The sequence below is a fragment of the Nitrospinaceae bacterium genome (assembly GCA_018669005.1).
In the GTDB taxonomy this organism is placed as follows: Bacteria; UBA8248; UBA8248; order UBA8248; family UBA8248; genus UBA8248.
Map to the genome: position 1 here is coordinate 41400 of JABJAL010000097.1, position 12687 is coordinate 54086.

Sequence of the window (12687 nt, forward strand, 5' to 3'; positions counted from 1 at the left end):
CCGAGTGGGCATTTTATTTGCGTGAAATTCTACTCGTGAAAAATATTTTACTCAGGCAACCACCTCGACGGTGCCGGAGGGGCCGTCGATGACCTCGCCAATGATTCCCGCCGCCGTGACGCCTGCTGCGTGCAATTCTCCAAGAATCCCCTCAGCCCGATCAGCCGCCACCGTCATCAAAATACCACCCGAGGTCTGCGCGTCGTTCAGAATCGCGACCATCTCCTCACTCACACCCGGGCCGGGCTCGACGAAACCCTTCGTCCACTCACGGTTGCGATCCCCGCCACCTGCCGTTCCCACCATCGCGTGCGGCAGCAAATCCTCGAACTGGGGCACATCCCCGAAACGAACATTTGCCCGCACCCCGCTCGCCTCCATGACATTGTGAAGGTGACCGACCAAGCCAAAACCCGTGATATCGGTTGAGGCATGTGCCCCCCCGCGCGCCATGATTTCGCCTGCCGCACGGTTGAGGAAACACATCGAGGCAATCGCCTCCTCATATACGCCTTCTTTAAGCTTGCCGCTGTTGCCAAAAATACTTCTCGCCGCCTGAACAATCGGGTTTACCGCCTTGGTGACGTTGGTGACGATTCCGGTGCCAATTTTTTTGGTGAGGATGATCTTGTCGCCCACCTTGGCGCCCTGGTTGGTGATCATTTCACGCGGATCGACCGTGCCCGTGACGGAGAGGCCGTACTTGGGCTCGGGGTCGTCCACGCTGTGCCCGCCGATGATGACTGCGCCTGCCTCACGCACAACATCGGCCCCGCCCGCCATCACTCGGCCCAGGACATCGAGCCCCAGGTCGCATGGAAAAGCCACCAGATTGAGCGCCGTAACAGGCTTGGCCCCCATCGTGAAGCAATCGCTCAGCGCGTTTGCCGCCGCAATGCGACCAAAGTCATACGGGTCGTCCACAATCGGCGTGAAGAAATCCACCGTCTGGACGAGGGCCAAATCCTCGCGCAGCTTATAAACGCCCGTGTCGTCCCCGGCATTCGTGCCATAGAGTAGATTGGGATCGGTGAACGGCTCAAAACCGCTCAATGCCTCTCGCAGGTCCTCCGGACCCAGTTTCGAGCCTCAGCCGCCCGCCTTAACCAGGCTGGTCAGCAGAACCTTGTTCTCTGAACTAGTAGCCACTGTTATCTCCCTTGCTCCCCGAAGGAGCCATGAATACGAAACTCCCAACCGGCTTATACCATGGATGGGCTTTGGCTTTAAAGACGTGTGCAAAACACTTCCCCATGCTTGAAACCACCGCCGAGCGGGTTCATATTGGGTGCCTGAAACAACATCAATTTGCACCGCAGAGGCGGAAAATACCCCTATAAGGGTAAAAATTTACGCCATTCAACCTAATTAGAAGGATACTTCGATGAAAGTAGTCATATCCGACGATTATCAGGACGGCATAAGAGGCCTTGCGTGTTTCTCGAAGATGGCTGGCCACGATGTCACCATTCACAACGACACGGTGAAGGGGGTGGACGCCATCGCCGAGCGCTATAAAGACGCCGAGGCCGTGGTTCTTATCCGGGAGCGAACGCCTATTTCCGATGAGATTTTGGAAAAACTCCCCAACCTGAAACTAATTGCCCAGACAGCACGCGGGGCGAGACATATCCCCCTTGAGGCCTGCACGCGCCGGGGTATCGTCGTCGCTGCGGGCGGAGGAAACAAAAACGTCACCGCCGAGCTCTGCTGGGGGCTGATTCTCGCCGCCTCGCGGAACATCCCCACCGAGGTGCAGAACATGAAAGAGGGCCGCTGGCAGACCACCTACGGCACCCGCCTCACCGGTAAGACACTTGGCATCTACGCCTACGGCGGCATCGGCAACATCGTCGCCAAGGTCGGCGCCGCTTTCGGAATGAATATCTTGGCCTGGGGCAGAGAGGGCAGCCGGGAGCGCGCCGAGGCCGATGGATTTAAAATGGCGGCCAGCCGCGAGGCGTTTTTCGAGACCTCCGACGTCGTGAGCATCCACATCCCCCTCCTGCCCGACGCACGGGGGATCATCACCGCAGGTGACTTGGGCCGAATGAAGCCCTCCGCCCTTTTCGTCAACACGAGCCGGGCGGGTCTCGTCGAGGAGGGTGCGCTTGAGGCCGCCCTCAAGGCCGGGCGCCCAGGAAGCGCGGCGGTCGATGTCTACGAGGATGAGCCCGTCCTTAACGGGAACCACCCCCTGCTTAAGCTGGACAACTGTCTTTGCTCGCCCCATCTTGGCTATGTCTCCAATGAGTCGATGGAGCAATATGTCGGCGGCGCCTTCGACCGGGTCGTGGCCTTCGCCGAAGGAAACCCGATTGACGTTATCAACCCCGAAGTTTTGAAATAGCCGGAGAAAAAAATGGATTTTGCCTTCTCGGAAAAACAGGAATTAATGCGCAGCACCCTTCACGAGCTTTTAAGCCGTGTTTGCCCGCCAGAGTACGCGATGGAATGCGACGCAAAGGGCGAGGCGCCGGTCGAGGCCTACGCGGCAATGGCGAAAGATGGCTGGATCGGCGTTTCCGTTCCCGAAGAATACGGGGGCATGGGAGGCGACGCGCTCGACCTCGCCGTCGTCCTCGAAACGGCTGGGATGCACTATCTCGATCTGGCCACCATGATCTTCCGCAACGTTTGCTACGGCTGCGAGGCCATTTTGATGAGCGGCACAGAGGCACAAAAAAAAGAATTCGTCCCGGCGGCGGTGCGCGGGGATGCCTTTTTCGCCTTTAGCCTCACCGAACCCGACGCAGGCTCGGACGCGGCGGCCATCATCACCCGCGCCGACCGCGAGGGCGGAGCCGACCGCGAGGGCGACACCTTCCGCATCACGGGCACAAAAAATTTCACCTCGGGCATGCCAATTGCGACACACATCCTCGTCGCCGTGCGCACCGACAACTCAGGTGACAAGCACGAGGGCATCACCAACTTCATCGTTCCCGCCGACCGCGAGGGGATTCAATGGAAAAAACTGCCTCTCCTCGGGCATCGGGCCATGGGCACCTGCGAGGTCCATTACGACGGCGTCGAGGCAAGCGAGACAGAAGCCCTGGGCCCGATTGGCGAGGGCTGGCAGGGGCTCATGGAATACATCACGACCGAGCGGCTCTGCCTCTCGGCCGCGCGGACCGGGGCAGCGGCGGCGGCGCTCAAGCTCGCCCTCGACCACGCCAAGGAGCGCATACAATTTGGCCGCCCCATCGGAAAATTCCAGGCGGTGAGCCACATGCTCACCGAAATGCACACCCTTGTGGATACGGCACGGCTTCAGGTCTACCGCTTCGCGTGGCTGGTCTCTCAAGGCAAGCATGGCCGCATCGAGGCCGCCACACTCAAACTTTTTGCTGGCGAGGCGTATAAAAAGGTGTCCGATCTGGGCGTTCAGGTAATGGGCGCCTACGGCTACAGCGCGGAGTTTCCGATGGAGCGCCACTACCGCGATGCCAGGCTCGCCACCATCGGCGCGGGCACGAGCGAAATTCAGCGCAATATCATCGCCAAGGCGCTCGGGCTCTAGGGCCCCGACCCCGGACTTATCTTCGATTTCTCTTTCGGTTTCTCGCAGGCGACAACCCAGTGCGTCCCCAGGCAGGAGATAATCGGGATCTTCTGAAGGGCGAATTCGAGAGGCAACGCGAAACGCGCGTAATCGGCGTCCGTCCATGAAGGAAATAGCCGCGCCGCCGGGCGGTGCATCCCCGGCAGAAAATAGTAGCTTTTCATCCAAATAATCTTCAGCCCCGCCTCACCGATCAGCGAGCGGATATGCGCCGAGGTGAAACTTACGTGGGGATACTCCTTGCCCATTGGCAAATCCGTCTTCACCAGGTTCCGGGGCGGAAGGAGTGAGGGAAGATACAGCCCGGCTATGCGCTCGAGCAGTATCAGCGGGTTCAGAAGATGGACCCCCAAGAGGAACCCCGCGTTGTCGGTGCTCAACACCATGCGCCCGCCGGGAGCGAGTGCATCCGCCAACTCGCGGATGGCCGCCATTGGGTCGGCCACATGTTCGATCACCTCGAATAGAGAAATGAAATCAAACGCACCGGGGCGGGAAGGGAATCTGCCCACATCGGCCCGTGCCGCCGGGCGGCCGGTTCTTGATTGCGCCAGGTGCAGGGATTCCAGATCCAGATCAAACAAAAAGGCCGTGCAGCCCGCTTGGATATGCTCCTCACTGATATCCCCGGCCAGGCAGCCTACATCGGCGGAGCGGGCGTTTGGGCGGACGAGCTCTTTTAAAATCCTGCGCGCATGTATTTTGCGCATTTGGTGTATGGGATCGGTCTCGGAAACCAGATGATCTCCAAAAGATCGTTCACGATCCGGCACCGGGTTCACGATCGGGGCCTCCTCGCGCTCGCGGCGATAATAGGATTCGATCGGAGCCCTGCCGGTGCCGCATATCTCCCGAAGCTTTCCCAGTTCCCCATGATACGCTTTCCGCCGAACAGCGCGGTGCGCCGCCCAGTGGAGGACGAAAATCGCCATGAGCACCGCCCACCACAGCGGCCCCGCACCGAAAATCGCACCGACGGACAACCAGGCAACCAGCGCCGGGACGTAGTAGCGAAGCCGCATCACAACGAGTAGCCATCCCGGATAGCGCGGCAGGCGAATATCCTTTTTGATTTCGGATTTGAACCGAAGACCCCTGGCCACCTCATTTGCATTGATGATTCGCGTCATAATGAAATTCCTGTATTCACGCTACAAGCCCCGGACGATTGATATCTCCAGCCGGATCGGATAACTAGTAAGCCACCTGAACATATCACCCGCGAGTGCATCGAGGGTGGTTCCTCACGGGAGAACGATGAATGCCCCTTGATCCAGCGGTTCTTAAAAGAGAGTTTCCCGAGTTTGAGATCGAGGTTGATCGCAGCAAGATCCGCGAATTTGCCATGGTGCTGGGCTATAATGACCCGGTGCACACGAACGTTGAGGCAGCGCAAGCGGCGGGCTACAGCGATCTACTGGCCCCGCCCACGTTCACCCGCCAGTTCTGGCACGAAAATGATGGAAATGATCCGATGCCCCACTTGGGCTATGACCCCAAGAGGCGGCTACACGGCGAGCAAGAGTTCGAGTACCACAAGCCACTAGTCGCCGGAATGACCATCAGAGGTCGAAATGTCATAATCTCGACCAAGGAGAAGGAAGGTCGGCGCGGCGGAAAAATGACCTTCGTTGTGATAGAGACCAGGTTCACGGACAAGACAGGAGAGCTTGTTCAGGTGGCTCGACGCACGCTCATCGAAACCGCCGCACCACCGAAAGACTAGGAGAGTAAAGTGCCGGAGCTTTTTGCTTACGCGAAATGGGAAGATCTTGCCGAGGGGGCCGAGCGCAAGGTGACAATCGGCCCACTCACCCGGACAGATTTTGTCCGCTTCGCCGGGGCGAACGGCGACTTCAACCCGAATCATCACGATGAAATTTACGCCATTCGCGCGGGCTTCGACAAAATATTTGCCCCCGGTATGCTCCAGGGAGGCTATTTGGGCCGCGTAATTTCCGAATGGGTAGGCCCCGGAGCGCTCCGCACTTTTCGAATTCGCTTCTCGGCACAAGCCTGGCCTGGCGACATGGTGAATTGTACGGCAAAAGTTGTCCGCCAATTTGAGGAGGGAGGCGAGCGGCTCGTCGAAATTGAGGCAGAGGCCCTCTCCCAGAACGGCGATACACTTATTAAAAGCCACGCCATAGCGGCGCCGGCCTTATAATTTCAGGAAAGAGACTCACATGCTCGAAGGCTATCGCATACTGGACCTGGGACAAGTCATCGCCGGCACCATCGGCGGCCTGATTCTCGCCGACATGGGTGCCGAAGTCATCAAAATAGAATCTCCAAACGGCGACCTGGGCCGCAACCCCAGTATTGCCGGTGTCGGTGATGTGTCTAGCATTCATCTTACATTTAATCGAGGCAAGAAAAGTCTTTCGATTGATCTCAAGTCGGAAGAGGGGAAAAAAATATTTTTCGAACTTGTGAAAGTATCTGACGCCGTACTGACAAACTTTCGCCCCGGTGCAATGGATCGGCTGGGCCTCGGCATCGAGCAGATGAAGGAGCACAACCCCGAGATCGTCTACGTTGAATCGAGCGGCTACGGCAATGAGGGTCCTTGGCGCGACAAACCGGCTTTCGACCTGGTCGAGGTGGCGATGAGCGGACATATGTCCATCACCGGTGAGCCGGGGCGTCCCCCCGCACGGGCAGGCACCCCTGCGGCCGACATTTCATCTGCGCTTTATCAGGCCATCGCCTGCATGGTGGGCCTTCTGGCAAAGGCCAAAGGACACAGCCCCGTCCACCTCGAAGTGCCCATGTTCGACGTGCAGCTTGTCATGCTCGGCTACATCTCGACCATGTATCTCAACAAGGGCGACCTCCCGGAGCCACCGGGCAACGCACACGAATACATGGTCCCCTATCAGGCCTTCCCCACCGCGACGGGCTACATTGTTCTTTCCCCGCGCGAGGACCGATTTTATAAGAGCATGTGCGATGCAATGGGAATTCCCGAGTATGGCGAGGACCCGCGTTTTCTCACCAACAAGCTTCGCCACGAAAATAAGGATGTGCTGCTTCCGGTGATGGAAAAAGTTTTACTCGAAAAATCTGCTGAAGACTGGCTCGTCATCTTCGATGAGGCGGGCATCCCCGCCGCACCCGTAAACAAACTCGACCGTGCGCTTGAAAACGAGCAGGTCGAGGCTCGCGAGATGATCCGCGAGTTCGACTACCCGGGCTCAGGAAGGGTGCGCGTCGTCGGCAACCCCATACGCGACCTTACGCTGCCGCGAAACCCGGACCCAGCTCCTCCGCCTACCCTGGGCGAGCACACTGAGGAGATATTAAAAAATATTCTGGGCTATGAAGACGACAAAATTAAAGCCCTTCTCGACTCAGGCGTGGTGAAAACCACCTAGAGCCCCTACCGTAAATACAAGCAATCTTAATAAAAAATCTCATCTGTAAAAGCGAACAAAAACAGATGTATTTATCCTAAATAAACAGGAAAAGAGTGCTTTCTTGCTTTCATTTTTGTTATAATTTCAGATTATTGAGAGTCTCTTAATCATACAGGAACTGTCATGGTAGATAGTTCGAACAAACGAATTTCATCCCGCCAGCCCAACGCCGCTTTCGTGGTTCTGATTGATGCGCCCACACATTCAGAAGTGCTGCTTGAGCCGATGGATGTCAGCCTGGGCGGCTTCAGCGTCCTGCTTCACGATAAACCAGATTTAGGCGAGGTCATCGATTGCGAAGTTGATATCCTGAACAATGTATTCGAGAGTTGCCGAATGACCGTGGTGCGCGTGGAGGAAAATGACGAAGAAACTCCCACCTGGACGACCGGAATGTCTCTCGAAGTGCCGCCAAATTTTCAATCGAGTTTCAAAGAGGCGCTAAAAGCAGCATTTCCGGAGGTCGGAAGAGACGGTCAGTTTCGGGATTAAGCCCCCAACAAGTTATTCATCGAAAGCCCTTCCCTAAACATTCTTCCATAGACGCACCATCTTTTGCCGCATTCGTGCATCGGGCAGCGCCCCCCTTCCTGCACCCATGTTGTCGAGCAGGTGCTTAGGTTTTCGCGTGGCTGGAATGACGCTGGTCGTCGCCGGATTTGATAAAATGTACTTAAGAAAGAACTGCCCCCAACTCGCAGCGCCAAATTCGCTGGCCCACTTCGGCAATTTTCGGCCCCTCACGGCGCGGAAAAGACCACCCTTCTCATAAGGTCGGTTCACCAGGGTGGCCACCCCATTGTCCGCGCAAAAAGGCATGAACCGTTTTTCGGCGTCTCTCACGGCAATGGAAAAGGGAAACTGAACAAAATCGATAGACCCGCGTTTTATCCATTCACTCATCTCATCAAATGCGTGCGTGCCGTAGTGGGTAATGCCGATGTAGCGAATGAGGCCCTTACTTTTCCATTCGCGCAGGGTGCGAAGCTGGGTCGCGGTGTCCGAGAGGTTATGCACCTGCATGAGATCAATCTTCTTGGCACCCAATAGGCGCATCGATTCGCGCATCTGGGCGGCCCCGGCCTCCCTTCCCTTAGTCCACACTTTCGTGGCGAGAAATGACTTTGAATGAAGACCAAGCTCCGAGAGCAAGTGGCCCGTCACGCGCTCGGCCTCGCCATACATGGGCGATGAGTCGATGAGCGTGCCTCCCTCCTTAAAGAATAGGCGAACCACCTCTCTTCTTGGCGCGAGCAGGGCCGGGGAGAGTCTCACATCGAAAGTGCGCGCCGTCCCCAGCCCGAGGGCGGGAATTTTCTCTCCGCTCGATGGAATTTTCCGCCAAAGCTGTGGTCCCGCCGCCTCGGCATCCGCACCTAGCGCCAGCGATGCACCCACACCCGCAGCCAAGCGGAAAAATTCTGCACGGGTCAGGCTCCGCTTATCTCCCATCTTCATCTCCTTTAGGCTGTGATTTGCTTCCAGTGCTTGAGCATTTTCGCCCTCCCGGCGGCATCGGGAAGAGGCCCGCGCCCCGCCCCCATATTGTCGAGCAGGTGCTTGGGCTTCCGGGTGGCCGGGATAATCACCGTCACAGCCGGGTTCGAAAGGATGTATTTTAAAAAGAACTGGCCCCAGCTATCGGCGCCAAACTCTTTAAGCCACTCGGGCTTCCCCTTTCCTTTGACGGCTCGGAACAGCCGGGCCCGTGCGTAGGGAAGATTCACCATCACCGCCACCCCTTTGTCCGCGCAGAGAGGAAGCAGCATTTTCTCGGCGACTCGCACCTGGATGTTGTATTGAATCTGTACGAAATCGATAGGCTCTTTTTTGATGAGGGCCGCGATGTCCCCAAAGGACGAGGGGCGGTGGTTGGTAACGCCGATGTAGCGCACGCGGCCCGCATCCTTCAATTTGCGGAGCGTTTTGAGGTGTATCGCGGTGTCCTTGAGATTATGAACCTGCTCAAGGTCAATCTTTTTTCGGCGAAATCGTTTCATGGATTCGTTTACTTGCTCGACGCCTGCCTCACGCCCGCCCCAGGTTGAAATTTTGGTGGCAACGAATGCGCGATCCCCCGCCCCGGCATCTCGAACCAAATCACCCGCCAGCGCCTCGGAGGCACCATAGGAGGGCGAGGTATCGATCACCTTGCCGCCCTCGCGAAAAAAGAGGCGAACAACCTCTCGTCGGGGATTAACAAGTGACGCATCGCGCTCAACGTTAAAGGTGTGGGCTGTCCCCAGCCCGACGGCGGGGATTTTCTCCCCGCTCGACGGAATCGTCCGCATCAGTTGGGGCCCCGCCGCCCCGGCATCCGTGCCCAGAGCCAACGCTGCACCCGCCCCGGCGGCCAGACGGAAAAATTCACCACGTGTGAAATTCAGTCCCAGCGAATTGTCTTTTTTCATAGAGTCCACTCTCCCATGATTGACGGCGAAGTTGAACAATTAAATTCTAGCCGCTATCGGCCAGCTTTTCCTGTTTTTTCCCGAGCGCCAGCGCCACCCAGGCCCACCCGAGCGCCAGCGGCACACTTACCACGGCGATACCAGACAATCCCAGACCGAGGCCCGAGAGGGCGGCATAGGCCCAGCCGCTAACCGCGTCCCCGCCCCGATAGACCACAGTATCAATGAAATTTTTGGACTTGTATTTTTCCTCGCGTCCAACCACCGTGAAGAGCACCTCCCGCGCGGGCTTTGAGATAGCGAAGTTCGAGGCCCGGCGAATCGACTGAAACGCGATGAGAACGGCGAGCACAGGCGATACCGCAAGAGCAAGGAATCCTGCCGCCACCACCAACGGCAAAAACGCCGCCGACCGACCGACCCCGAAGCGAGCCATAAACCGGCCAGTGACGAACCATTGCACCCCAAGCGTGAGCAAACCGACAATGAGATTGATCAGGGCGAACACACGTGTGCGCTCGGCCGGAGAATCGAACGCCGCCGAGACGATATGGGCCTGCTGAAAGTAGACGAAGGTCGAGGTTGTTGTGAACAGCAAGATATATACGCAAATTCCCAGGAGATAGGGCGAGCGAAATACCCCTATCGCCCCGGCGAAAACACCCCCGCCAATTGCATTCTCAACTGGGGCGGCGGCGCTATTCTTCACCCCTGGCGATTGAAGAAGCCGCCGAATGCACTGCACGGCCAACTCAAGGAAGAGCGCCGAAATGGGCAAAAGATTAATCGGCCCGAGCGGCACGGCAAGAAAAGTTGTGATCGCTGGGCCCAGGAGCGCGCCAACGGTGCCGCCCGCCGCAATGAAGCCAAAGAGGCGCTTTCCCTGCGTGCTCTCGAAAATATCGGCCATAAAACTCCAGAAAACCGAGACCACGAACAGGTTATAGACACTCACCCAAATGAAAAACGCGCGCGCCAGATAGACCCGCCCCGCACCAAGGGAGAACAACAGATAGAAGAGTAGAATGTTGACGATGAAAAATCGGTAAATAAACGGGACAAGCTTTCGCCTCGGAAAGCGCGCCACCGCCGACCCGAAAGCCGGAATCGCCGCCAGCATGACGAGGAAGGTTCCCGTAAAGAGCCAAGGTAGATTGCGAACTCCACCGGCGACACCCATCTCCTCCCTGAGCGGCCGCAAAATATAGTAGCCGCAAAGAAGGCAGAAGAAATACGCGAACGAGAGGAGTAGCGCGCGAACCTCATCCTCGCGAACATTCACCGATTTTATCAGCAAGTCAGCTAGTCGTTTTCTCATTAGAACCTGGCCGATTCTCCAGTTCAATTCTGTGCTCTTTGCCCCTGACTAAACCGCAACGCATGGAAACTCAGGACATGTGAACTCCGCCGTTGATGAGGAGGGTTTGGCCCGTGATGAAGCCGCACCGGGCGAACATCACGGCGGCCTCGGCCACCTCGTCCACGTGCCCGAATCGGCGCACCGGGGCATAGGGCTCCTTTATTTTCAAGTCGTTTTCAATCATATCGGTCCAGATGCCCGCCGGGGCGAGCGAGTTAAACGTAATACCCTCTTTGGCATAAAAACTCGAATAGGAGTGGGTGAGACCGTTCATTCCCGCCTTGGACGAGGCATAGTGCGGCCCCACTCGCCCGCCTGTGAAAGCGGCGTTCGAGGATACGTTTATGACCCGACCCCATTTGGCCTTGCGCATATTGGGAAGGGCCGCCTGCGTCACGAGAAAGGTGGATTTCAAATTCACGGCTATCGTCTCGTCCCAGATTTCCTCAGTCAGTTCATCGGGCGCGCGCATCGGGGCAATTCCAGCATTGTTAACTAGGACGTAAACGGGCCCAAACTTATCCCTCACACTCGCAACGAGGGCCTCGACCTCCTCCGTTTGAGAAACATCGGCCTGAAACGGAAGTGCCCGCCCCCCCTCTGACTCGATTGTCCTGCAGGTTTCCTCAGCCTCCTTCTCGCGCTCGCGGTAATTCACCGCCACCGGGCATCCCTGCCTCGCAAGAAAAATTGCGCAGGCGCGCCCAATGCCCCGGCTCGCGCCCGTTACGAGACAAGCTTTTCCCTCCAGTTCAGCATCCATATCGAATCTCCGTTATCATAATGAATTCAGTCTTTTATCCGGATTCCGTAAATACCGGGCTAACGGGCGATAGCGATTGTCCGATAGGAAAAGTTTCATCACCGCTATTCTAAACCGGCCCGGCTTAATGTCCCACGACGATAACATAAGCTCCCGCCACGGAGAGAAGCCCGCCAAGTACCACGCGCAGTGAGATAAGCTCCTGCCGCTGAAAAAAAAGCCACGAAAAAAGAATCACGAAAAGAACGGACAGGCGATTGATGGGAACCACCTCCACCACCTTGCCCGTCTGCACCGCCGTCCAGAAACACAGTACGGCCCCGGCGTTAAAAACGCCGCCCAGGGCCGCGATGAGAAATCCCCGCGTCTCCCGGGTGTCCGGCATACCCCCATCGGTGAACGGAAGGGCAGCGGACAAAGCGACGAGAGCCGTCAAGTTGGATACTCCCATCCCCAAGGGGGAGGAGGGAATCAGGAGCAGCCCGTAACGGCGGAGCAAGAAAGTGAACGCCAAACTAAAAGCGGCCAGCAGCGGCGCCAGATAGTAGACCAGGGGAATCCTCTTTCGCACCTCTTCTTTTTCATAAACGAGGAGAACGCCCCCAAACATGATCAACAAGGACCCGGCAGCCACCCCGACGCTCAAGCGTTCTCCAAGAAAGATGATGGCGATGGCTGTCGACCAAATGAGCACCGTTTGCATCACGATCGTTGCCCGGGCTACGCCCGTCAGGCGTATCGACAGTAAACTCATATAGCGCCCGAAGAGACTGCCGACGAGCCCCACAAAAGCAAACCAAAGGAGCCCCTCGATGGGCCAATCTGAGACGCCGTCTCCGAGAAAATAGAAAAGGGCCGCGAACAAGACGGAGATAAAATTCACCAAAACGGTGACAAATGTCGGGCTCAGATGACTCAGGGCGCTTTTGTAGAACATGCGGGCAATAGCCGAGCACAATGCCCCGGTCAACGCCAGGAGGTTGGGGTGTATTGTCTCTAGCATTGCCATCTCTCAGATCATCTGATCAAAATTCCAAATCAAATTTCAATGTTGGTATGTATACGGAATTTTATCCGGTTTCGGGGGAAATCTAAACAGGCGGCAGATTGAAAGGAGAGTAACGCGAGGAACAAACTCAAACCGGAGTATACTTAAGGAACAGATCGTT

The 12687-nt window shown here is 57.0% G+C and carries 13 protein-coding genes; 6 read left to right on the forward strand and 7 right to left on the reverse strand.

Annotated features, from left to right (window positions below):
• Positions 1 to 51: 51 nt before the first annotated feature.
• Positions 52 to 1053, reverse strand: coding sequence for a selenide, water dikinase SelD (selD, locus tag HOJ95_15600; GenBank protein MBT6396123.1), 1002 nt, complete (start codon positions 1051 to 1053; stop codon positions 52 to 54).
• A gap of 331 nt (positions 1054 to 1384) precedes the next feature.
• On the opposite strand from selD, the gene HOJ95_15605 reads away from it, so the two are divergent.
• Positions 1385 to 2350: a D-2-hydroxyacid dehydrogenase family protein gene (locus HOJ95_15605; protein ID MBT6396124.1), complete on the forward strand. Its 966-nt coding sequence runs from the start codon at positions 1385 to 1387 to the stop codon at positions 2348 to 2350.
• 12 nt (positions 2351 to 2362) lie between these two features.
• Positions 2363 to 3523, forward strand: a complete 1161-nt coding sequence (locus HOJ95_15610; GenBank protein MBT6396125.1) for an acyl-CoA/acyl-ACP dehydrogenase — start codon at positions 2363 to 2365, stop codon at positions 3521 to 3523.
• Here HOJ95_15610 and HOJ95_15615 read toward each other — a convergent pair.
• Positions 3520 to 4695, reverse strand: coding sequence for a class I SAM-dependent methyltransferase (locus HOJ95_15615; GenBank protein MBT6396126.1), 1176 nt, complete (start codon positions 4693 to 4695; stop codon positions 3520 to 3522). The genes HOJ95_15610 and HOJ95_15615 overlap by 4 nt on opposite strands.
• A gap of 131 nt (positions 4696 to 4826) precedes the next feature.
• Here HOJ95_15615 and HOJ95_15620 point away from each other — a divergent pair, with 131 nt between their 5' ends.
• The 4 genes from HOJ95_15620 to HOJ95_15635 all read left to right on the forward strand — a co-directional run bounded on the left by HOJ95_15620 (position 4827) and on the right by HOJ95_15635 (position 7476).
• Positions 4827 to 5291 carry a MaoC family dehydratase gene (locus HOJ95_15620; protein MBT6396127.1) on the forward strand — a complete coding sequence of 155 codons (465 nt, stop codon included), beginning with the start codon at positions 4827 to 4829 and terminating at the stop codon, positions 5289 to 5291.
• Positions 5292 to 5300: 9 nt separating this feature from the next.
• The gene (locus HOJ95_15625; GenBank protein ID MBT6396128.1) at positions 5301 to 5732 is read left to right on the forward strand and encodes a hypothetical protein; all 432 of its coding nucleotides are present in this window, start codon (positions 5301 to 5303) and stop codon (positions 5730 to 5732) included.
• A 19-nt stretch (positions 5733 to 5751) separates the two neighbouring features.
• On the forward strand, positions 5752 to 6942 hold the full coding sequence (locus tag HOJ95_15630) for a CoA transferase (GenBank protein MBT6396129.1): 1191 nt from the start codon (positions 5752 to 5754) through the stop codon (positions 6940 to 6942).
• Between the two features lie 165 nt (positions 6943 to 7107).
• Positions 7108 to 7476 (forward strand): hypothetical protein, encoded by a 369-nt coding sequence (locus HOJ95_15635; protein ID MBT6396130.1) that lies wholly within the window; start codon positions 7108 to 7110, stop codon positions 7474 to 7476.
• A gap of 33 nt (positions 7477 to 7509) precedes the next feature.
• Here the strand turns inward: HOJ95_15635 and HOJ95_15640 are convergent, their stop codons facing one another.
• The 5 genes from HOJ95_15640 to HOJ95_15660 form a co-directional block, all read right to left on the reverse strand.
• Complete coding sequence (locus tag HOJ95_15640) at positions 7510 to 8442, reverse strand: aldo/keto reductase (GenBank protein ID MBT6396131.1); 933 nt, start codon at positions 8440 to 8442, stop codon at positions 7510 to 7512.
• 5 nt (positions 8443 to 8447) lie between these two features.
• Complete coding sequence (locus HOJ95_15645; protein MBT6396132.1) at positions 8448 to 9395, reverse strand: aldo/keto reductase; 948 nt, start codon at positions 9393 to 9395, stop codon at positions 8448 to 8450.
• Positions 9396 to 9441: 46 nt separating this feature from the next.
• Positions 9442 to 10713, reverse strand: coding sequence for an MFS transporter (locus HOJ95_15650; GenBank protein MBT6396133.1), 1272 nt, complete (start codon positions 10711 to 10713; stop codon positions 9442 to 9444).
• A gap of 70 nt (positions 10714 to 10783) precedes the next feature.
• Positions 10784 to 11518: an SDR family NAD(P)-dependent oxidoreductase gene (locus HOJ95_15655; GenBank protein ID MBT6396134.1), complete on the reverse strand. Its 735-nt coding sequence runs from the start codon at positions 11516 to 11518 to the stop codon at positions 10784 to 10786.
• A 124-nt stretch (positions 11519 to 11642) separates the two neighbouring features.
• A complete protein-coding gene (locus tag HOJ95_15660) occupies positions 11643 to 12521 on the reverse strand; it encodes a DMT family transporter (protein MBT6396135.1) in 879 nt (292 codons plus the stop codon).
• Positions 12522 to 12687 lie beyond the last annotated feature (166 nt).

What these genes read in the sequence shown, in the direction of transcription:
- HOJ95_15640 (MBT6396131.1), bottom strand. Translation starts at nt 8,442, where the DNA reads ATGAAGATGGGAGATAAGCGGAGCCTGACCCGTGCAGAATTTTTCCGC.
- HOJ95_15655 (MBT6396134.1), bottom strand. Translation starts at nt 11,518, where the DNA reads ATGGATGCTGAACTGGAGGGAAAAGCTTGTCTCGTAACGGGCGCGAGC.
- HOJ95_15620 (MBT6396127.1), top strand. Translation starts at nt 4,827, where the DNA reads ATGCCCCTTGATCCAGCGGTTCTTAAAAGAGAGTTTCCCGAGTTTGAG.
- HOJ95_15610 (MBT6396125.1), top strand. Translation starts at nt 2,363, where the DNA reads ATGGATTTTGCCTTCTCGGAAAAACAGGAATTAATGCGCAGCACCCTT.
- HOJ95_15615 (MBT6396126.1), bottom strand. Translation starts at nt 4,695, where the DNA reads ATGACGCGAATCATCAATGCAAATGAGGTGGCCAGGGGTCTTCGGTTC.
- HOJ95_15660 (MBT6396135.1), bottom strand. Translation starts at nt 12,521, where the DNA reads ATGCTAGAGACAATACACCCCAACCTCCTGGCGTTGACCGGGGCATTG.
- HOJ95_15635 (MBT6396130.1), top strand. Translation starts at nt 7,108, where the DNA reads ATGGTAGATAGTTCGAACAAACGAATTTCATCCCGCCAGCCCAACGCC.
- HOJ95_15605 (MBT6396124.1), top strand. Translation starts at nt 1,385, where the DNA reads ATGAAAGTAGTCATATCCGACGATTATCAGGACGGCATAAGAGGCCTT.
- HOJ95_15645 (MBT6396132.1), bottom strand. Translation starts at nt 9,395, where the DNA reads ATGAAAAAAGACAATTCGCTGGGACTGAATTTCACACGTGGTGAATTT.
- HOJ95_15630 (MBT6396129.1), top strand. Translation starts at nt 5,752, where the DNA reads ATGCTCGAAGGCTATCGCATACTGGACCTGGGACAAGTCATCGCCGGC.
- HOJ95_15650 (MBT6396133.1), bottom strand. Translation starts at nt 10,713, where the DNA reads ATGAGAAAACGACTAGCTGACTTGCTGATAAAATCGGTGAATGTTCGC.